We start from the raw sequence: 20596 nt of genomic DNA, 5'->3' as shown, positions 1-20596 counted from the left end.
CAGTCTGAAAAACGACCAGAAAGAGCGCAAATCATCACCAACCAGTGGATCGCCGACGTCCTCACGGACACACAAATCAAAGACTGCTTAAATTTCAATCAATTCATTCCGTCGCTGAAATGGTTTCAATTTCCTATACTCCAATGTGACCGCCTGACGCGCCCGTCGGGCTTGTCCAACCTCTCGCCTGCTCAAAAACGAGTTTAAACAGACTCACGGTTTTGTATCACGCGTATTAATCCTGATTTCTTTATTGCCTGGACTGCCTGTTTGCATTTCTCCTGGACATATCCAACAGAAAATGCAGGCCGCCCCCAGCTGATTAGACCGGCAGCTAAGTGCCAAAGCAGACATACAAGCTTCCGGTATAAAAGCCCTGAGAACATGTTCACAAACGATTCGTATTCGCTTAAATCTTTAACGAATGTCTCTGTAGCTATGCGGTCTGCATCATGAATTGTCCGCCTCAGACTTCAGTGCGGAAACGCTTTAAGAATGTAATCCCGAACGTAGGCGGTCCGGCTGTTATTAGCCGTCCTTTTGTTCCAGACCAGATAAAGATCATTAGTCGGGGCGATATCTGCAGGGGGCACTGAAATCAGGCGGCCACTTTTCAGGTCATCATTACAGTGATAATCTGGCAGCACCGTCCATCCGTGACCATCACAGACCAGATCGCGGATAATACGTAAATCCGGAATGGTAAACGCAGCCTGCATCTCAGGTGCAGTCTGGAACATGGTGGCCCAGAGGGATCTAATCAGCGGCAGTTCCTCGTCGTAAGCAATTAGCGGTAATGAAGCAAGTTTTTCAGCGCCAGGGTCTGATCCGATAGCCTCTGACATTGCGGGAGCATGAACAAGGAGCATGTGTTCAGTCAACAGATGCGCATAGCCGTAAAGACGTTCATCAGGCATTGATGCGGTAACGGCGAGATCGACGCTTCCGTCATGCAAAAGCGAGTAAATCCGCTGTTTATTACCGGTATGAAGGCGCAGGCGATACCCCTCCTTCATCAATGGAGCCATTACTGCCCCAAGCCGGGAATGAATAAAGTCCTGTGGTCCTGCCAGATTAACTGTTCCCCCGCGGACAGGGCCTGACCGGAAAGATGATAGCTTTTCTTCCAGACCGTCAATGAAGGGAGAAACTGAGCGGGCAAGTTCATCAGCAGCTTCTGTCGCCGTCACGCCTCTGGCCTGTCTGATGAACAGGCGTTTACCTGTCAGAACCTCAAGAGACTGGATGTGCTGTGACGCCGCTGGCTGTGTGATGCCCAGCAACTCTGCCGCCCTTGAAAAGGAGCCAGAACGATAGGCCTCAAGAAACGTTCGCAGGTGGGTAAGATGGCTCATAGTGGAGCGCTTGCTAATGAAGTTTGTCGTCACAGGGAGCCTCATGCAGAGCAAAGGCCAGTTCACTTACGTAATCATCCCGTATTCTCCACGCACCGAGAGTGGTCTGCAGTTTCCATACATAATCTGCATTCTTGCCAATGTCTCCCCGGGCCGCATCGATACGTGATGCCACGGTCGCTGTAAGGTTGCCCTGTTCGTAATGCGGATGCAACCTGTCTGACACGAAAGCCAACGCCTGAATTTCTTCACCGTTTCCGAGCGAAACGTCTGCCCAGACCGGACGGTATAAGCCGGTAATTGTTCTGGTCAATAAATCAGGACACTTTTTTCTCAGTCATTCGCTCATAGTGCACGGGCGACAGCTCACCACTGGCTGCATGGTTTCGCTCAAGGTTGTAGTAGCGCATATACGCTGCCACATCCTGTTTCATGCCCGCCCGCGTTGGCTGTGGCACAAGCAGCAGCCATTCATGTTTCAGACTTCCCCAGAAGCGCTCCATCACCGCATTATCCCAGCAGGCGCCGACGTCTCCCATGCTGCTCCTCAGGCCGTAACTGCTTAACTGCCGCTGGAAGCAATGGCCGGTATACTGTGACCCCCTGTCTGTATGGACCACCAGACCTCGGGGCGGATTGCGCAGGTTATATGCCTGCATCAGCGCCCGGCAGACCAGTGACGAGGTCATTCGCTTATCCACGTGCCAGCCCACTATCCGCCGGGAGTACAGGTCCATTATCGCCGCCAGATACAGCCAGCCTTCGCCGGTCTTAAGATACGTGATGTCGCTCACCCACACCTGATTCGGCCCCGGAGGGGTAAAGTTCTGGTTCAGCAGGTTCGGGGCTACTTCTGCTCCTGCCCGGGGCTTTGTCGTCACTTTATAAGCCCGGCGCTGGCGGCATTCCAGACCTTCCTCCTGCATGAGCCTTATCACCCGCCAGCGGGTGACTGTTATGCCTTCTTCACGAAGCTTTTTGACCAGCGTCCGGCTTCCCGCCCCCTGTCTGCTGGCGGTGAACAGCGCTTTTAGCCTGACCCGGAGTCCCGCATCGTCTTCCGGCGGCTCAGCGGACTTTTTCCGCCATGCATACCATGCAGAGACCGTCACCCGCATGACCCGGCAGAGCAGGCGAACGCTGAAATCAGCGGCATTGTCGAGGATAAACCGGTACCTCACGACATATGCTTCGCAAAGAAGGCACTCGCCTTTTTTAGTATCTCTTTCTCAAGGCGTAACTCTCTGTTTTCTTTTCGTAACTGTTTTAGCTCGGCCCGCTCATCATCGCTGAGCACCCTGTTATGCTGCTCCCGGGCCAGCGTGACCCAGGTATGCAGGGTTTTAGAGCTAATCCCCAGCGAGGCAGCCGCTCTGGCCACCGTGTAGTCCTGCTCCGTCACCAGAGCAACCGCTTCCTTTTTAAACTCAGGGGTAAATCTTCGTTTCTGGTTCACTAAACACCTCCGTTTTGGATGTAAGTTTAGTGTCCTGATTATTCGACCACATCAAATCATCTCGCGCGTCCAGACCATCTTCAGCTCATGGATAAGAGTTGACTCCGGTAGTCTGAACGCCATACCTTCGGTTATTCCACCTTGATCCAGGGATAACATCCTGCCGGGGACATCAGGATCAGGGGTGGGACGTCCGGATATCAGCCGGATAGAGAAACTGCGCTGCCATCCTTTCAGTCGGGCCCGTTGCATTTCTTCAATCGCCAGCGCGGGATTCCACATCAAAGACCCGTAGGCAAATACCCAGACAGGAGCACCCGTCAGGCACTCCTCCAGAGTGGAGTACATTGATACCCGTATTTTTTCAGCGTCCCGACGCATATGCGCCCTGACAAATGCACCATTGAGCATATTTTCACGGGTTAGCAAATTACCTCCCTTTACTGGCACAGGATTTAAGCCTGCTCAAATTTACTGCTGTGACTGCGACGGATTTGTTCAAGCAGCAACAACAGCCCGAGCAGAGAAACAATCGCACCGCTGATACCGGTATACACGATCCCGGCGTGTGTGATGGTAATACCACCCAGTACTGAACCCAGCGCGATACCGGAGTTGAAGCCCGCGATATTCAGGCCGGCAGCAACGCCATGCGCATGAGGTGCATGTTGCTCAGCTACACCAATCAGGCGAGCCTGCAGTGCTGGCACTGCGGCATAGGTCAGCATACCTAGCAACGCTACCAGAATGCCCATGTTTGCTGGTGAGGATACCAGCAGCCACATACCGAGTACGACAACAACAATGCCGCTGATAATGAATATATTGGCACGACTCACCCCCATGCTGTCGGTGAGTTTTCCACCCAGAATGTTGCCTACCGCAGCGGTAAAACCGTAAACCAGCATAAACAGACTCACCGTTGCTCCGGTCACGCCAGTCACCTGCGTCAAAATTGGCGCGATAAAGGTGTAAGGCGTGAACGAACCGGCATATGCCAGCACCGTAACCAGTGCACCGGCGAGCAACTTCCGGTTAAACAGCATGCTGATATTCTGCATTGCTGAGCCGCCATGTTCACCGGATGCGCTGCGTACAGGGTCTTTCATACCGAACAACAGCCCAAGGAATCCAAGCGCGCCGAAAGCGGCAATAGCACCGAAAACCGGCTGCCATGAGACTACGGCACCCAGCCACGTACTCAGCGGCACACCAATTGCCATCGCCAGAGTAAAGCCACCAAATACTACAGCAACCGCTCTGCCAGCTTTATCAGGACCAGCCAGACGAGCTGCAGTACTTGATGCGGCAGCCAGAAACAGACCGTGTCCCAGACCAGCAATGAAGCGGGCCAACAGTAGCTGAGGTAATGTGGCGGCAAACGCGGCCGCCAGACTACCGACGGTAAAAACTACGGCAGTTGTCAGCATTACATTCTTTCGGCTCCAGTTTGCTGTCAGCGCAGAGAGTACTGGTGCCGCGAACGTTGCACCCAGCGCATAGGTCGTAACCACTGCCCCTGTCTGCTCCACACCCACGCCGAATCCCTGAGCCATGACATCGGTCAGCCCAATCGGGACAAATTCAGCGAGACCAAGAGCAAAAGCACTGATAGTAAACACATAAATAACGAATGGCATGACTGCCTCCTGATGTAAGTAAGGAGTTCAGCCTCATTGAGTAAGACAAATAAATAAAATAATGTAAATTTCATGTGATATAAAATTATTTATACAGAAGGGAAAAAATCAATTTCCAACAGCACTCAGAAGCGTTCTATCTATAGCGGAGGAGCTTAGAAAGTCCAGGCGTAAAATTCTGCGGCCCTTTAAGAGTTAGCCGGTCGGGTTTGGTCTGCTGTTCCTTCCCGGTTGTCACTTCCAAAGGAAGGGACATCATCAGAAAATCGTGCTGTCCTGGCATCCCGCTCGTAGCCCTGAGATTCACACAAAATTCCGTACAGCTCTGGCCGGCGTCCGTGGATCCACCTCCGGCCGGTGGACATTGCAAGCAAATCCAGATCCAGATCGGCGCACACTATCGTATCCTCATACGAACCGGTTTCGCTGACGATCCTGCCGTAGGGGTCAATAATCATGGCATTACCTGTACGAACCTCCCCGTTATCCAGCCCCACGCCATTACTGAACAGAATGAAAAAACCGTTATCATGCGCACGCGAGGGTAACCAGCGCATCAGCCAGCCCCGGCCACTGTCACCGCGAAAAGCATCCTCCAGCTTTTCCGGATCGCTATGCCTGTTTTCCCAGAGGCTGGCCGGAATGGGTTTCATGCCGAAAGGGCTTCGTGAGTGGGTTCCCCCGGTCTGGTGCGGAGCAACAAGAATATCAGCACCCAGCAAAGCCGTTATGCGCGCATTTTCGACGAGATTGTTGTCCCAGCAGATAAGCACACCAACACGTACTCCCCAGGGCGTATCAAAAACCGTAAAATCGTTGCCGCGGGCAATATCGGGGTGTTCAAAGGCATGCAGCTTCCTGTGCATATGTCGCTTACCATCCGGCATACAAATGGCATAGGCATTATACAATCGCCCGTCACTTCCCTTTTCGATAAAACCTGCACCTATTGCCATCTGATATTTCTCCGCCAGAGTGGCAATCCGGGACAACGATGGACTCTCCTCAGTTCGTTCCGACAGTGCATTCACCTCCTGGCTGCTGAGATCCGGCACATGCCAGTAGCCGGTAATGCACATTTCAGGAAATGCCAGGATCTTTACCTCCTCCCTGGCGGCCTGAAAAATAAAATTTTCCATGACCGATAAATTGTAGTGTTTGTCCCCCGCCCGGTGGCAGAACTGTACCGTGGCAGCACGGATGCTTTTTCCCATCATATTTCTCCTCATCTGACGATTCGGACACCATTCCACCAGAGAATGAGTTAGCGTGTATAATCACGATTTCACCGCATCTGATAACCACACGGAATGGATATAAAGCTATTGCGCGCCTTCGTCACCCTTTCGCAGCTGGGGTGGTACCACTCAGCTGCTGAAAAACTGTGTGTCACGCAACCGGCACTGACCAAGCAGATACAGACGCTGGAGTCCCTTTCCGGCGTGACGCTGTTTCAGCGTGGCCGCCATGGCGCGAGACTGACCGTGGCAGGAGAAGAACTGCTGCCGGGGGCCACCGAGATACTGGAACGTTACGATAATTTCTGTGCTGAAGTGACCGGCATCCGGAAAGGAAAGGCGGGGAAGCTGACTGTGGGCTTTGGTATCTCATCATTCCGTCTGGCACCCGAACATGTTGCTGCTTTTCGCTGCCAGTATCCTGACGTCCAGGTATCCCTGAACGATATGCCCTCCGCAGTACAGATCCGCCAGTTAACAGAAGGACAGCTTCAGGCCGGATTTGTACGACTGCCGGCCCCTGAGCCACTTGAGACAAAAATACTGGCAGAAGAACAACTGGTTCTTGCTGTGGCTCATGAGCGTTACACAGGATCAGACGGTGCAGCAGAGTTGCTCCAGATGAGTCAGATGTTGCTGCTGTCCCCCAACCGGGGAGAAGGGCTGTCGGCCCAGACATCGCGTTTTCTCTCGGGAAATAACCTCACCCCACGGACAGTTTCGGCGGCAGATGATATTCAGACTCTGCTGGCACTTGTTGCTGCCAGGGACGGAGTGGCATTACTGCCAGCAGGTGTTATTCATATTCTCCCTGCCGGCGTCAGGCTAGTGGCACTTGAAGGTGAACATACCACCTGGCAGATCGGAATTGCCTGGAATCCTCAGTTAAAGGATCCTGTGAGGGATAACTTTGTAAATATGGTGACCGCCTTGTAAGAACCACTTCCCCTGTCGCTCATCTGCGAGCTTGATGAGCAGTGGGTGTTTGTTGGCAGTAAAGCCCGCCAGCACTGGCTCTGATATGCTTATGAACCGCCACGATTTCGATAGTCATGCCAACATCCGCTTTTCGCTCACAGCGGTACTTCGGGCACTTCCGCTTCGTGCCAAATGCGGACATTGCTAACATCAGAGATGTGTTAATCAATATGTAGCAGGTCAATCTGCATAAAGTTTGCTGGCTGCTTTTGTCTGACTATGAAAAAATGACGAGTCGAATTTTAGGTTAAAAGAGGGGTAGTTATGTCGGTTTTTCATAACTGGCTACTTGAGATCGCAGGCGGAAATTACTTCATCTACATCAAACGACTTTCCGCCAACGATACCGGCGCAACTGGTGGTCATCAGGTCGGGCTTTATATACCTTCCGGTATCGTTGAAAAGCTGTTTCCGTCTATCAACCATACCGGTGAACAGGGCAGCCTGACGGCCGCAAATTGAAAACCGCGCCATCTGCCGGACTCTGAGTTGTCATGCAGTGATTTGAATATGTATGATCCGGATACATATTTTGCTCAGAGCCTTTCCCCATGATGACCCGTAAAACTATCGATACCATCCTGCTCTCCGTTATCGCTGATAAGCTTTCACAGCGTGAATGGGACTGGATTAAGCTGATGAAGCCCATGGACCCATCTCCGGCAATGGTCGCCGGCGCCATTCTGGAGCACCGCCACGATACAGCAGCCCTCGCCCGCCTGCAGGGCGCAGAGGATTAATCTGCCACGTGATTTCCGGTTTCAGCCCCCGCCCGCTAAAAAAGCTGTTCACGGCTAACCAGTGCTGGACATCCTTCCTGGATGCCGGAGGTCTGCGCGATATCGAAGTGGAAGCCGTCACCAAAATGCTCGCCTGCGGTACCCGCATCAGCGGCGTGAAGGAATACGGCTGCGATAATCCCGGCTGCCGGCATGTTAAATACATCACCAACGCCTGCCACAGCCGGGCCTGTCCCTCCTGCGGTAAAAAAGCTACCGACCTGTGGATTGCCGCCCAGCTTAACCGCCTGCCGGACTGCGACTGGATACACCTGGTCTTCACCCTCCCCGATTCTCTCTGGCCCCTGTTTGAGGTCAACCGCTGGCTGCTTAACTACCTCTGCCGGCTGGCGATCGATAACCTGCTGTATGCCGCCGGTAAACGCGGCCTGGATATCGGCATTTTCTGCGCCATTCATACTTACGGCCGGCGGCTCAACTGGCATCCCCACGTTCATGTCTCCGTCACCTGCGGCGGTATCAACGGGTAGAGTCTTAGGACGTGGTGTAAATTCAGCAGGATGGTGAGCGCCATCGGCTTATCCGGTAAGGTAATGGTTACGAAGACATTATCTTAAAAGGAACAAACCGATGGCTGACAACAGCATGACATTCAGCAATACCCTGATGCAACTTGGCGGTGAGGACTTCCTGCGTGAACTCACCGAATTTATGCTCAACCGCATCATGGAAGCCGATGTCACCCAGCGCATCAACGCGGAACCTCATGAGCGAACGGATGAGCGTGAGACTTACCGTAACGGCTACCGCGACCGTCAGTACAACACCCGCGTCGGCACGCTGGACCTGCGTATCCCGAAGCTCCGGGAAGGCTCGTACTTCCCGTCCTTCCTCGAGGCCCGCAGGCTGTCGGAGAAGGCGCTCAACGCGGTTATCCAGGAGGCGTGGATAAATGGCGTCTCCACCCGCAAGGTGGACGCCCTGGTGCAGTCGATGGGGATGACCGGCATCTCCCGCAGCCAGGTGTCGTCCATCTGTCGCGGCATCGATGAGCGTGTGCAGGCGTTCCTGCAGCGACCGCTGGAAGGCGAATGGCCTTACCTGTGGCTGGATGCGACTTACGTGAAGGTGCGCAAGAACGGCCGGGTGGTCAGCGTGGCGGTGATAATCGCCTGCGCGGTCAGCTCGGACGGTCGCCGGGAGATTATCGGGATGGGCATCGGTGAGTCAGAAGCGAAAGCGTTCTGGCTGGCCTTCCTGTTGGGTCTGAAAGAGCGCGGCCTTGAGGGCGTAAAGCTGGTTATCTCCGACGCGCACAGCGGGCTGAAAGCGGCAATACAGCAGGTGTTCTGTGCCAGCTGGCAGCGCTGCCGGGTCCACTTCATGCGTAACGTTCTGGGCCGCGTCAGCAGGGCGAACCAGTCAGTGGTGCGCGCGGCGCTGCAACAGGTGTTCGTGCAGACCGATGAGAAAAGTGCCCATGCGACCTGGCGTGAGGTCGCCGGCCAGCTGGAAAAAAGCGCGCCGACAGTCACGGAGATGATGGACGAGGCGGAAGCAGACGTGCTGGCGTACTTCGCCTTCCCGAAAGCGCACCGGGTGAAAATCCACTCCACGAACACGCTGGAGCGTCTGAACAAAGAGGTGAAACGGCGTGCTGATGTAGTGGGCATCTTCCCCAACGAAGAGAGCATCATGCGGCTGCTGGGTGCGGTGCTGACGGAGCAGAACGAGGAATGGCTGCTACAGAACCGCTACCTGCCACAACACAGCATGGCGGAGATAGACCAGACCGCTGAAGAGGACGTAATCGAAGCGCTGCCGGTCAGCGCATAACAGGCCCATTACCGGACCGGAGAGCTGGAACCGAATTTACACCACCTTGACGGACTTGACCTATCAACGAGCACGGAAAGTGGAAGAAAATCAGCTTCCGCAAGGATGCCATGCGCGCCCGCTGGATGTGGAATATCCGCCAGTTACTCCTGAGCGCCTGGCATGAAGGCGTGGCACTGCCACCATCTTTGTCGCACATCACCACCGAAGCACAGTGGCGCAGCCTGGTATTGACCGCGGGCGGTGATTACTGGCACGTGTACATGTCAAAAAAGACCGCAGGGGGCAAAAACACCGTGAAATACCTGGGCCGTTACCTGAAAAAGCCGCCAATAGCGGGCTCCCGGCTGGCTCACTATGCCGGCGGAGCCACGCTGAGCTTTCGCTACCACGACCATAATACGGGCGAGCAGGCCACGGAGACGCTGACGCAGCGGGATATTGTGGCGCGTCTGAAACAGCACATCCCGGAGAAGTTCTTCCGGATGGTGCGCTATTTTGGGTTTCTGGCCAACCGGGTGTGCGGAGAAAAGCTGCCGGTGGTCTACAATGCGCTGGGGATGGATAACCCGGCGCCGGTACCGAAGGTGTGCTATGCGCAGATGAGTAAGCAGTTCCTGCGGCGAGACCCGTTCGAATGTGTGCTGTGCGGCGGGCGAATGGCGTACCGCCGCGCGGTGACGGGTCTGAATGTGCAGGGGCTGAAAACTCATGCGAGGGAGATCAGCCTGATGAGGTACATCCCGGCCTGACACAGGGAAGATGCGTCCAGCGCACTCAGACAGTCTGAAAAACGACCAGAAAGAGCGCAAATCATCACCAACCAGTGGATCGCCGACGTCCTCACGGACACACAAATCAAAGACTGCTTAAATTTCAATCAATTCATTCCGTCGCTGAAATGGTTTCAATTTCCTATACGTGAACGAAGTGGCCAGAAATCCTGGGTTCACTGGCGATGGCAATGTGCCAAGTTCGTCAGGCAGACCTTTGTTGAATGGGCTGCCAAGACGGTTAACTCATCATACTGGGCCAAACTGTATTATCAGGGCCTCAGAGAAAAGGGCAAATCTCATCAGTCTGCGATCCGGGCACTGGTGTTCAAATGGATAAGGATCATTTACCGCTGCTGGAAGGCCAGAACCTGTTATGACGAAGCAAAATATTTGCTGGCACTTGAAGCACGACACTCGCCCTTACTTAGGCCATAAAAAACTTGTCGAATGTCTCAGGGCGTGATGCGGACGTTATCTTGTGAAGAGGGCTTACAATCAGAATGCTCGATCAGAATTTATGACTTTGAAACTCAGCGTTTAGCCAGTTTGCAAAATTTATTAGTCGTTTTTCGAAATCAGCCAGGTTTCCTCGGGCCCCGGAACTCATTGCCATTAATTCATCCATATCCTTTGCTAAAGAAGGATATCGAGCAATGAACTTGGTGCGGTACTCCTGGAGCGAACCCGGCCAGTCATTGTCCTGTTCACTGCGAAGGATATTGGTTGATCTGACAAGCTTTCTCGCAGCCGACTGGAGAAATTGCAGTTTTTTGTTTTCATCGGAAGACATTTTCATTTGCGTAATAAGCCTGCTCAGAACCTGCTGGAAGTCACCGTTCACAGCTATCGCAATAGCTTTAGAAGGCTTGAAAGCCTGAAAACGATGGCTCAGGTCATCTCCATAAACGCAACGACAATGATGTTTAAGCCAGTATCCCCAGCTGAGTACGTTATCCTGGTCGAGAACCTGTTCCAGCAGACCGCAATCAAAATCAATTTTACTGATAATGGAATTATTTCTTTCAAGCTCAGCCTGAATAGCGGCAAGTTGTTCTGTCGTAGTTTGATCGAGTTTATGCCTGAAAATGATTGTCATATCCAAATCAGACTTACCTGCCTCAGCTCTGCCTTCAGCAACGCTGCCATAGACGTAAAGACTGTGTATTAGGTCAGGAAAGCAAAGGGTCAGCTTCGTCACGACACATTCGAGTACACGCGAGAATGCAGGCTGGATTTCAGTGTATGTTGGCAAAGGAATACCGTTATTATGAAAGACGCCCATCCTTGCTCCTTTTGCTGAGTTTATTTTCAGGAGAGTAAGTACTCTGATCATGAAACTTTTGAGTCCAGACGATTATTATGCCCCACCGTCCGCTTTTCGCTCAAAGCTGCCTGTCATGCCTGCTTAAAAAACAGGCTTAGAGCCTATCCCAAAAGGAATTATCGTATAATACGTTACGGTAATTTCTGAGGGGGAATGTATGGCGGGTAGCAAGTGGCAGATCAGCGACGAACTATGGGAAAAAATGGCTCCACTCATCCCGGAGCATAAAACCAGCCACCCACTGGGGACTCATCGTAGACGCGTTGATAACCGTGCTGCCATGGATGCCATATTCTTCGTCCTCAGGACCGGTTGCCAGTGGAACGCCCTGAACGCCACCGGGATATGTTCATCGAGTTCTGCACACCGACGCTTCCAGGAATGGCGCGATGCGGGAGTCTTCGAACGCTTCTGGCAGAACGGTTTGCTTGCCTGCGAACATCTGGACGGCATTGACTGGTCCTGGCTGTCGATGGACGGCTGTATGACCAAATCGCCATTGTCAGGAACAAAAAAACAGGCCGTAATCCCACGGACAGAGGGAAACAAGGCGTAAAGCGTAGCCTGCTGACAGACGCCAACGGGCTTCCTCTGTCGCTGGTTGTTGCAGCAGCGAACACGCACGATATCAAACTGGTTGCAGATACGCTCGATGCACTTCAGACGGGGCGTCCGGGGCAAAAACTCAGACTCTGCCTGGACAAAGGTTACGAAGCTGGCTGGCTGAAAACGTATCTACAGAGCCGCCGCTACGAGCCGCATATCCAGTCCCGTAAAGAGGAGTCTGATGCAGGTAAAAACACCGACTTCAAAGCCCATCGCTGGGTTGTCGAGAGGACTCATAGCTGGATGAATCGCTTTCGCCGGGTTCTGACCCGATGGGAAAAGAAGGCCGAAAATTACGAGGCCATGTTGCATTTTGCCTGCGGCATCATTGTCTGGAACAGGGCAGCCTGACGGCCGCAAATTGAAAACCGCGCCATCTGCCGGACTCTGAGTTGTCATGCAGTGATTTGAATATGTATGATCCGGATACATATTTTGCTCAGAGCCTTTCCCCATGATGACCCGTAAAACTATCGATACCATCCTGCTCTCCGTTATCGCTGATAAGCTTTCACAGCGTGAATGGGACTGGATTAAGCTGATGAAGCCCATGGACCCATCTCCGGCAATGGTCGCCGGCGCCATTCTGGAGCACCGCCACGATACAGCAGCCCTCGCCCGCCTGCAGGGCGCAGAGGATTAATCTGCCACGTGATTTCCGGTTTCAGCCCCCGCCCGCTAAAAAAGCTGTTCACGGCTAACCAGTGCTGGACATCCTTCCTGGATGCCGGAGGTCTGCGCGATATCGAAGTGGAAGCCGTCACCAAAATGCTCGCCTGCGGTACCCGCATCAGCGGCGTGAAGGAATACGGCTGCGATAATCCCGGCTGCCGGCATGTTAAATACATCACCAACGCCTGCCACAGCCGGGCCTGTCCCTCCTGCGGTAAAAAAGCTACCGACCTGTGGATTGCCGCCCAGCTTAACCGCCTGCCGGACTGCGACTGGATACACCTGGTCTTCACCCTCCCCGATTCTCTCTGGCCCCTGTTTGAGGTCAACCGCTGGCTGCTTAACTACCTCTGCCGGCTGGCGATCGATAACCTGCTGTATGCCGCCGGTAAACGCGGCCTGGATATCGGCATTTTCTGCGCCATTCATACTTACGGCCGGCGGCTCAACTGGCATCCCCACGTTCATGTCTCCGTCACCTGCGGCGGTATCAACGAGCACGGAAAGTGGAAGAAAATCAGCTTCCGCAAGGATGCCATGCGCGCCCGCTGGATGTGGAATATCCGCCAGTTACTCCTGAGCGCCTGGCATGAAGGCGTGGCACTGCCACCATCTTTGTCGCACATCACCACCGAAGCACAGTGGCGCAGCCTGGTATTGACCGCGGGCGGTGATTACTGGCACGTGTACATGTCAAAAAAGACCGCAGGGGGCAAAAACACCGTGAAATACCTGGGCCGTTACCTGAAAAAGCCGCCAATAGCGGGCTCCCGGCTGGCTCACTATGCCGGCGGAGCCACGCTGAGCTTTCGCTACCACGACCATAATACGGGCGGGCAGGCCACGGAGACGCTGACGCAGCGGGATATTGTGGCGCGTCTGAAACAGCACATCCCGGAGAAGTTCTTCCGGATGGTGCGCTATTTTGGGTTTCTGGCCAACCGGGTGTGCGGAGAAAAGCTGCCGGTGGTCTACAATGCGCTGGGGATGGATAACCCGGCGCCGGTACCGAAGGTGTGCTATGCGCAGATGAGTAAGCAGTTCCTGCGGCGAGACCCGTTCGAATGTGTGCTGTGCGGCGGGCGAATGGCGTACCGCCGCGCGGTGACGGGTCTGAATGTGCAGGGGCTGAAAACTCATGCGAGGGAGATCAGCCTGATGAGGTACATCCCGGCCTGACACAGGGAAGATGCGTCCAGCGCACTCAGACAGTCTGAAAAACGACCAGAAAGAGCGCAAATCATCACCAACCAGTGGATCGCCGACGTCCTCACGGACACACAAATCAAAGACTGCTTAAATTTCAATCAATTCATTCCGTCGCTGAAATGGTTTCAATTTCCTATACGTGAACAAAATCCTATTGGGATAGGCTCTAAGAGTTAGCCGGTCGGTTTTGGTCTGCTGTTCGCTCAGGCTGTGTGAAAACTGTTTTGGTCGCTTAAACTGCCAAAAACAGGGCTGAAAACTGCGCTCATACGTAAAATTTGGCTCAGCTAACCAGTCGAGCAATTCCAGATTTTGCGTAGATGCGCGCACTTCAGTTTTGGGTCAGAGTTTTCACACAGCCTGTGCCAATAACGGACATTGCCAGTTAAAGGATATTTGTACGCAACTGAATGGAGGCTGAATTTCACCACCATTCAGTTACCTTCCATCCGGTGCCGGATTAAATCATTTATCCTTTCAGGCTTAATCCTCCGTCACAGATTACCGTCTGCCCCGAAATGAACGTATTGGCAACGAGCAAAGCCACAGCCTGTGCAATGTCATCCGGTTGACCGATCCGACCGACTGGCGTCTTCGAAGCATAGTCAGCAAACACGGATTCCCTGTCTTCTTCCGACAGAAAACTCCACCAGGGGGTGTCCGTGACACCCGGTGCAACAGCGTTAACGCGCAGTGGCTGGAGCTCTGCTGCCAGTATCGGTACCAGTGCTGCGACTGCAGCATTGGCGGCCCCGATACCGGCCGTGCCAGGCATGGCTGCATGAGCGGTCACTGCAGAAATGAAAGTCAGGCTTCCGTTCCGGGCAAGGTGTGGAAGAGCGGCCTGAGCCGCGGCGAAGTGTGCGTAGACTTTTTCTTCGAAGCCCGCTCTGACTTCATCAAGAGACAACGAAGCGAAAGGCCCGACTCCTCTGCTGCTTCCGAAAGCCAGCACCAGATGGGAAAAGCTACCGATATGTTCAAACTGCTCAGGCAGTGCAGACGGTTCGGCGGCGTTCATGACAAATGAGTGGATATCACCGTTCAGCGTGCTACAAGCTGATGCCAGCCGGGTGGCGCTTCGTCCGGCAATCGTCACTTTATATCCCTGGTTCAGGAGCAGCCTTGCCGTATTGAGGCCAATACCGGACGAGCCGCCAACAATAACAACATGTTCTTCTGAAGTCATAATCGTGTCCTCTGATAAAGGTCAAACAACCGGAGAGTTTTTACGGCGTAGTGTTGGTTACCGGAGGGCATTTTTACAGAACTGAAAAGGTTAACCAGTTCCGGTATTATCATGGTATCCGTACTACCTAGGTGAGCGTATGTACAAGAGTCAGGCAGAGAAGAGGGAAGCGCGAAGAAAGGCATGTGGGGAATTTTTACGTTCCAGACGCGAGCGACTGACGCCTGCAACTGTCGGTCTTACTCCAGGTGTGAGACGACGTACACCAGGCCTCAGGCGTGAAGAGGTTGCTCAGCTCGCCGGCGTCGGTACCACATGGTACACCTGGCTTGAGCAGGGACGTGACGTACGTCCTTCTGTCGACGTGCTGACCGCCCTTGCCGGGGCGCTCATGCTGAGCCCTGACGAACGGCGACATCTGTTCATCCTTGCAGACAGATCTCCTCAGGGGGCAGAGATTCTGAACAGCACTGAAACTGTCCCGGATGCGCTTATCCGAATGCTTGAAGGTATGAAGGAGCAACCGGCATACGTGCTGGGGCGTCGGTGGGATATTCTGGCCTGGAATGCAGCCGCCGTTTACGTTTTCGGCGACTTTGCCCGCCTTGAAGGTGACGCACGGAATATGATGCACCTCATTTTCACCAGTGAACGTCACCGATACCTTCTGAAGGACTGGAATGATGTAGCCCGATTGTCGCTGGCCATGTTTCGTGCAGACAGTGCGCTTTATGTGGGTGATGTAGGTTTTGAACGACTTACCGGCTTACTGATGAAGGAAAGTGAGGAATTTTCTGCGTGGTGGCCTCTGCAGGATGTCTTGCAGCAGCCATCGACAGTAAAGCGCATTCAGCACCCTTCTGAGGGTTTGATCGAATTTGAATATCTGAATCTTGATGTCAGCCAGTCACCGGGTATGCGGTTTATAGTCTGTACGCCACGCACATTATAATTTCAGAATGAAATTATTTTAATGCCGGGGAATGTTCGTTTTTCGCTCATAGCTGCCCGTCATGTCAGCTCAAAAAAACAGGCTTAACGTAGGATAGATTCCGTTTTCCAAGCGGACCCCTACCTTGACGGACTTCTAGCCTGTACCTGCCGGGACAGGGCGTATCCTTCCGCGTCTTAATGCATGAATTCAGTAAAAGGTTTTACGTCCGGTGAAATTACCCACCCAGCCTGCAGGATTGGTAAAAATTCGAATCGCTGTGAAATTCGGATATTCACCACAGTCAAACCAGTGCCTGGTACTGGCCGGGACCCGCAGTAAATCACCCGCTCCACAGGTCAGCCGGTACACCTTGTCTTCCTGCGGAACGAAAAATGTACCACTACCACTGACGAAAAAACGCACTTCATCCTCTGTGTGCGTATGTTCCTGCAAAAATTTTTCACGCAGGGACTGCCTGTCAGGGGAATCAGGTTTCATACGTATCACATCTGCCGTTGTGTAACCTTCCTGTTGCTTAAGCCGCTCAATATCCGGATGAAAATATTCAAGCAACACCTCATCATCTGAGGTATCGGGTAAAGTGCCGATATCCCACCTTTCCAGCCGGATACCAGCCCCGGCCAGCAATTCGACGATTTCATTAAACTGATTAACCTCAGGTGAGGGACGCACTGTGTCCGGAAGCCGGTATACGGAAAGTGTGGTCATAAGTCACCTCCATTTTTAATAACACAGCAACCATTCACTTAATAAGGTCATTATGCAAGACTGAATGTTTATAATATATGCAATAATGATAACCCGTCTCAGGTCGTGACGCAGGGTGACGTGTTTGTCGTCTGTTTACCGCCCGGCGGTCAGCCGGTACTGCCGGGGCAGGGTGTCGCCTTCCACGTCTGCCTGCCAGCCGCAGGAGGCCAGCAGGGTCACCAGGCCTTCCGCACGTCCGGTGATGCGCGACGTCAGGGGGCGGGTCTGCTTCCCGCTTTCATCAAACGCCGCATCCAGATTCGAGTGCAGCAGATACACCCCGTTCACCGCATCATTCAGGGGCACCGCATGACGTCCCGACCATTCCCGGTCGCTCAGCACGCGGTACTGCCAGCCCGCCTCTTTTGACATTTCCACTGCATACGTCAGGCGGAACAGGTCACTCTGCACCTTCAGGTCGCCGCTGCAGGCGCGCCAGAAGTAATCCAGCTTTCCGGAAAGATTTGCCCTCACGCCATACAGACGCCCCTGCTTCAGCAGCCACTCTATGTCCGGGGTGACCTCCCGGGGAAAGCGTCGCTGCTTCAGGGCGGTGGCCAGCCAGCGGGTGAGGAACAGGTTTTCCTGTGCCGCAGAGGTCACGGTGCCCTCCCGGCGGGCCATCCCCAGGGCAATGAGGGCGCACCATGCCAGATGTCCGGTCTTCTGAGTCTGTGTCACTGCGAAACATCGCCTCCGTTCCATACGTTATGCAGACTGAATTCGTCCGGCACCTGACTCACTGAGCAGACGACAACAGCTCTGCCAGAATGGCCCCGGCATGTTTCCAGAGGAGTGCGCTGCCGGCGTGCTGAACGAAATGACGGGTCGCGTCCGGAAACCGTTTTTCCAGAATAACCCCTGCATCCGGAGAATGAACCTCACTGTGGTCATAAGCCCCGTACCACAGAGATACCGGGCACGTCACATCTTCAGGGCGGACAGGCCACCCCCCCCAGGCGTTAACCAGGTCCCGGGCATAACTCCCTGCGCCGTTCACAAAGCCCTCATCCAGACACTGGCGGTATGCCTTCGCAAATTCCTCTCCGGTGTAAAATGCCGCATCCAGCTCTGAGCTGGTTTTGATAATGAAGTGCCACAACCAGTGTGCAGAGGCCTGCGCGGCAATCATCCCTTCGAAGCCGTCAGCATCATTTTTCAGCATATCCAGCATAAACTTCACATCAGCGGACAGAAGCGGATACGTTTCCGGATGAGTGAGCTGGTCCTGACCGGACACCACCGCGAGGGATTTGACTTCGCAGACTGCAGTCAGTGCCAGAGCAAAGGGGGTTCCCATGGAAAAACCCACAACGTGACACGTCCGGATGCGTTCCTGTTCTGCCAGCTGCGCGATATCGTCTGCCCAGGTTTTCAGCGTCCTGTCCGGATGAACGGAGGAATTTGCAGAGCCTGCGCGGTGAGGCGCAATCAGACGGATACCCTGCGTGTCCAGATACTCATCCCCGAACGCCAGCGAGCCACTCATTCCGGCGCCGGTACAAAAAATAACCGGCGTTCCGTCAGCCGGTCCCCGTTCGCACCAGCCCAGTTTCCGGCCGTCTTTCAGCATGATTTCTTTCATTCTCTCTCCCTGCATCAGATATCCTCTCCCTGGCTGTCCTGCGGGGTGCCGCGCTTCTTCGAAGCAAAGCGGGCGCGGATGGCGGCGATTTTCTGCCGGGCATGATGTTCGTCGGACGCGGTGACGACCCCGGCGGGCTCACCGCTGAGGTCCGTGCGCGGGGTGCCGGCAGTGACGGTGCGCAGGTATTCGATGCGGCTGACCACAAAGCGGATAGCCTTCAGCCACTCCTCCTCAGTGAGTCCGCCCTGCGGGTGAAGCGCAATCCACACCCTGACGTCCGCCGAAATCCCGGCCTTCACCGGGCGGAACTGCCCGGCCCCGGCCTCCGGCCAGAGGCGGGGAAAGACCGCCGCCACCTTATTCACGGTAGCCCATGAGCGGGCAGTGCGGCGCTGTTTTTTGCTCAGCGCGGGTTTTGCCGGGGGGACTGACTCAGGCATGATGTCTCCGTTCAGGGGCCTGTCACTCCCGGTATTTTAGCATATCATGATGATATCACACACAATTCTGTCCTTTTTTTTCATGCGCTTCAGCGCATAAAAGGCGGCATGACGAAGGAATACAGGGCGCAGAAGTGAGTCCGCCGCAGCCCGGCGTCAGCCGGTACGGTCCTGAAAGGTTTCACCGTTCATCCCCTCCGCCCTGAACAGCCAGACCCGCTCAAAACCACACAGAAGCGGCTGTGCGCCGTCGGAGTGGTCCCGGCAAGGCGTAGCCGCAGCCGGGGCGTATCTCCGCGTCAGCGGCCCGTGAGGGCCGCCTACGGGCGTGTACCCCGGAACCTGAAGCAACACCTCCCGCAGCGACCACAAACCTCTAGTTACAACATCCGTCATTAACAGCGATGCTTTTCCCCGGCCTGCGGCCGGGGGGAGGCGGCGCTGTTCAGTGGCGGGGAGGGGCTCTGAGGTTTCAGGTCTGCACGGACGCTGTTTTCAGGTGAACATTCCGGATGCTGTAACTAACCGGCACGGACGGGGCCCGTTGCGCAGCGACGGGAGGCACTTCCGGTTTTCCGGACCGGCGCGGACGTGAGTCCGCTGTCAGGGCGGGTATTCCCCGGAGCCTGTCCACAGGTCAGGCGACGAACAGGTTATGTTTTTATATGAAGGCATTAAAAGCTATTTAAAAGAGATATACAGCTGGTCTTTAAAAGGAACCACGCACTTTGAAATCACGTCGCCTGGCGCCCTGTAAGCATAACGGCTGTAACCTTACGGAAAGGTCCCTTGCACTTATCTGTGGATAACGGAATTCAGCCGCCGTCTGTGGCGCCGGTGATGAGATTTCCGGCCACTTTTGTGCCGGCTGGGCGGGAATTCGGACGGGGGAAACGGGCGTGTTGCTCAGATAACCGGCACCGGCAGGCAACAGACGTGCGAAAGCCTCCGGCGCCGGCCGGATTTTTCAGGGAGGAAGGTTATATCGGGACGGAGGCCAGCCGCGTGTAGCCGTTGCCCCGCGACATCAGCATCCGCTCTTTCACGCGACGCTCCAGCTCCCGCTTCATGGCATCAAGCCCGCCGGTAAAGCGTCCGCTGGCATATTCCCGCGTCAGCTGCTGCTTCACCAGCGTCACAATATCTGAACGGGTTCTGTCCGCATCACGCCGCGCACGGGCTCGCTTCAGGCCATGCTGTTTACGTTCAGACTGGTAACTGCGGAACCGTTCGCGCACAAACCGCCAGGCTTTGGCTATCAGCTCGTCCATCTCCAGCGGCTTCAGGCTCTGTTTCTGACGCTGCTGGTTTTCCCATTCCACCCGGCTGCGGCGTGCCGCCACCACGGCCACGTCAGAGACGTCGAGCGCCGAGAACAGCGCCGGGGTGAAGGTGATATCGGTCGGGATGTTACAGCCAATCTGCGGGTCATATTCGGTCTGGTAAGTAATCAGTCCCAGCTCCGCCATAAACTTCAGCGCCCGTGTGGCCCGGGTGACGGACAGATTGCCGTTCTCCGACTCGGTCGCCAGCCCGCACTCAATGGCCAGGTTAGTCACGGAACGCTGTACCCGGTTGGCCAGCGGGTCATAGTGGAAGCACAGCCCCTGCAGCAGGGCATCGATGGCACGACGGCGCAACAGGGGCGGCATCCGGTGACGCTTACCCAGCGAGCGGATGAACGCCACATGGACGGAAAAGTCAAAACGGGACGTGAAGCCTTCGGCTTTCGCCATCAGCTTACGACAGAACGGCAGGGTCTTCTTTCCTTCCCGTGGCGTGAACGCCGGATGCGGGTTTTTGACCTGCCGGTAACGGGAGAACAGGGTCTGTGGTTCAGTCAC

The 20596-nt window shown here is 54.7% G+C and carries 20 protein-coding genes and 5 pseudogenes; 12 read left to right on the top strand and 13 right to left on the bottom strand.

The window, feature by feature from the left end:
* Positions 1–473: 473 nt before the first annotated feature.
* From AC1M2H_RS29310 to AC1M2H_RS29285, 6 genes are all read right to left on the bottom strand, one after another.
* Positions 474–1355, bottom strand: coding sequence for a LysR family transcriptional regulator (locus AC1M2H_RS29310; RefSeq protein WP_480152087.1), 882 nt, complete (start codon positions 1353–1355; stop codon positions 474–476).
* Positions 1356–1368: 13 nt separating this feature from the next.
* Positions 1369–1668, bottom strand: coding sequence for a gamma-glutamylcyclotransferase (locus AC1M2H_RS29305; protein WP_480152086.1), 300 nt, complete (start codon positions 1666–1668; stop codon positions 1369–1371).
* A gap of 4 nt (positions 1669–1672) precedes the next feature.
* Positions 1673–2850, bottom strand: a protein-coding gene (locus AC1M2H_RS29300) for an IS3 family transposase (protein ID WP_480152131.1) whose coding sequence is annotated in 2 segments (ribosomal slippage) — positions 1673–2574 and positions 2574–2850 — 1179 coding nt in all. Because the reading frame shifts where the segments join, the coding sequence is not laid out codon by codon here.
* A 12-nt stretch (positions 2851–2862) separates the two neighbouring features.
* A complete protein-coding gene (locus AC1M2H_RS29295) occupies positions 2863–3240 on the bottom strand; it encodes a gamma-glutamylcyclotransferase (RefSeq protein ID WP_480152324.1) in 378 nt (125 codons plus the stop codon).
* A 26-nt stretch (positions 3241–3266) separates the two neighbouring features.
* Positions 3267–4451 (bottom strand): MFS transporter, encoded by a 1185-nt coding sequence (locus AC1M2H_RS29290; RefSeq protein WP_480152084.1) that lies wholly within the window; start codon positions 4449–4451, stop codon positions 3267–3269.
* A gap of 188 nt (positions 4452–4639) precedes the next feature.
* On the bottom strand, positions 4640–5665 hold the full coding sequence (locus AC1M2H_RS29285; RefSeq protein WP_480152130.1) for a nitrilase family protein: 1026 nt from the start codon (positions 5663–5665) through the stop codon (positions 4640–4642).
* 96 nt (positions 5666–5761) lie between these two features.
* On the opposite strand from AC1M2H_RS29285, the gene AC1M2H_RS29280 reads away from it, so the two are divergent.
* The 8 genes and pseudogenes from AC1M2H_RS29280 to AC1M2H_RS29245 form a co-directional block, all read left to right on the top strand.
* On the top strand, positions 5762–6625 hold the full coding sequence (locus AC1M2H_RS29280; protein ID WP_480152083.1) for a LysR family transcriptional regulator: 864 nt from the start codon (positions 5762–5764) through the stop codon (positions 6623–6625).
* A 12-nt stretch (positions 6626–6637) separates the two neighbouring features.
* A pseudogene (locus AC1M2H_RS29275) lies at positions 6638–6706 on the top strand (IS1 family transposase); the annotation flags it as partial.
* 225 nt (positions 6707–6931) lie between these two features.
* Positions 6932–7102: pseudogene (locus AC1M2H_RS29270) on the top strand (EcoRII N-terminal effector-binding domain-containing protein); the annotation flags it as partial.
* Positions 7103–7218: 116 nt separating this feature from the next.
* Entirely contained in the window at positions 7219–7407 is a 189-nt protein-coding gene (locus tag AC1M2H_RS29265; protein WP_480152080.1) for a hypothetical protein, read from the top strand.
* Between the two features lie 8 nt (positions 7408–7415).
* A pseudogene (locus AC1M2H_RS29260) lies at positions 7416–7931 on the top strand (IS91 family transposase); the annotation flags it as partial.
* A gap of 106 nt (positions 7932–8037) precedes the next feature.
* Entirely contained in the window at positions 8038–9243 is a 1206-nt protein-coding gene (locus AC1M2H_RS29255; RefSeq protein WP_480149782.1) for an IS256 family transposase, read from the top strand.
* 62 nt (positions 9244–9305) lie between these two features.
* Positions 9306–9995, top strand: a pseudogene (locus tag AC1M2H_RS29250) (IS91 family transposase); the annotation flags it as partial.
* Positions 9996–10157: 162 nt separating this feature from the next.
* Positions 10158–10454: pseudogene (locus AC1M2H_RS29245) on the top strand (IS110 family transposase); the annotation flags it as partial.
* A gap of 73 nt (positions 10455–10527) precedes the next feature.
* On the opposite strand, the gene AC1M2H_RS29240 reads toward AC1M2H_RS29245, so the two are convergent.
* The gene (locus AC1M2H_RS29240; protein WP_480152082.1) at positions 10528–11301 is read right to left on the bottom strand and encodes a nucleotidyltransferase domain-containing protein; all 774 of its coding nucleotides are present in this window, start codon (positions 11299–11301) and stop codon (positions 10528–10530) included.
* A 199-nt stretch (positions 11302–11500) separates the two neighbouring features.
* Here AC1M2H_RS29240 and AC1M2H_RS29235 point away from each other — a divergent pair.
* The 3 genes from AC1M2H_RS29235 (at position 11501) to AC1M2H_RS29225 (ending at position 13800) form a co-directional block, all read left to right on the top strand.
* Positions 11501–12300 (top strand): IS5 family transposase gene (locus tag AC1M2H_RS29235; protein ID WP_480152081.1). Its coding sequence is split into 2 segments (ribosomal slippage): positions 11501–11851 and positions 11854–12300, totalling 798 coding nucleotides; the frame shifts between segments, so codons are not numbered across the junction.
* 103 nt (positions 12301–12403) lie between these two features.
* Complete coding sequence (locus tag AC1M2H_RS29230) at positions 12404–12592, top strand: hypothetical protein (RefSeq protein WP_480152080.1); 189 nt, start codon at positions 12404–12406, stop codon at positions 12590–12592.
* A gap of 8 nt (positions 12593–12600) precedes the next feature.
* Positions 12601–13800, top strand: coding sequence for an IS91 family transposase (locus AC1M2H_RS29225; protein WP_480152079.1), 1200 nt, complete (start codon positions 12601–12603; stop codon positions 13798–13800).
* A gap of 499 nt (positions 13801–14299) precedes the next feature.
* Here the strand turns inward: AC1M2H_RS29225 and AC1M2H_RS29220 are convergent, their stop codons facing one another.
* The gene (locus AC1M2H_RS29220) at positions 14300–15019 is read right to left on the bottom strand and encodes an SDR family oxidoreductase (RefSeq protein ID WP_480152078.1); all 720 of its coding nucleotides are present in this window, start codon (positions 15017–15019) and stop codon (positions 14300–14302) included.
* 139 nt (positions 15020–15158) lie between these two features.
* Here AC1M2H_RS29220 and AC1M2H_RS29215 point away from each other — a divergent pair, with 139 nt between their 5' ends.
* Positions 15159–15971: a helix-turn-helix transcriptional regulator gene (locus AC1M2H_RS29215; RefSeq protein ID WP_480152077.1), complete on the top strand. Its 813-nt coding sequence runs from the start codon at positions 15159–15161 to the stop codon at positions 15969–15971.
* Positions 15972–16160: 189 nt separating this feature from the next.
* Here the strand turns inward: AC1M2H_RS29215 and AC1M2H_RS29210 are convergent, their stop codons facing one another.
* The 5 genes from AC1M2H_RS29210 to repA all read right to left on the bottom strand — a co-directional run.
* The gene (locus AC1M2H_RS29210) at positions 16161–16682 is read right to left on the bottom strand and encodes a 1,2-dihydroxy-3-keto-5-methylthiopentene dioxygenase (protein ID WP_480152076.1); all 522 of its coding nucleotides are present in this window, start codon (positions 16680–16682) and stop codon (positions 16161–16163) included.
* Between the two features lie 135 nt (positions 16683–16817).
* Entirely contained in the window at positions 16818–17405 is a 588-nt protein-coding gene (locus AC1M2H_RS29205) for a DUF2913 family protein (RefSeq protein WP_480152075.1), read from the bottom strand.
* A 58-nt stretch (positions 17406–17463) separates the two neighbouring features.
* Positions 17464–18309 (bottom strand): alpha/beta fold hydrolase, encoded by an 846-nt coding sequence (locus tag AC1M2H_RS29200; protein ID WP_480152074.1) that lies wholly within the window; start codon positions 18307–18309, stop codon positions 17464–17466.
* 14 nt (positions 18310–18323) lie between these two features.
* Positions 18324–18752 (bottom strand): ProQ/FINO family protein, encoded by a 429-nt coding sequence (locus AC1M2H_RS29195; protein ID WP_480152073.1) that lies wholly within the window; start codon positions 18750–18752, stop codon positions 18324–18326.
* 980 nt (positions 18753–19732) lie between these two features.
* Positions 19733–20596: incFII family plasmid replication initiator RepA (gene repA / locus AC1M2H_RS29190; protein ID WP_480152072.1), on the bottom strand; the 864-nt coding region annotated here is incomplete at its 5' end.

The sequence above is a fragment of the Klebsiella sp. F11 genome (assembly GCF_056712265.1).
The sequence above is the reverse complement of the archived record's forward strand: the minus strand, read 5'-3'. Positions and strand labels throughout refer to the sequence as shown.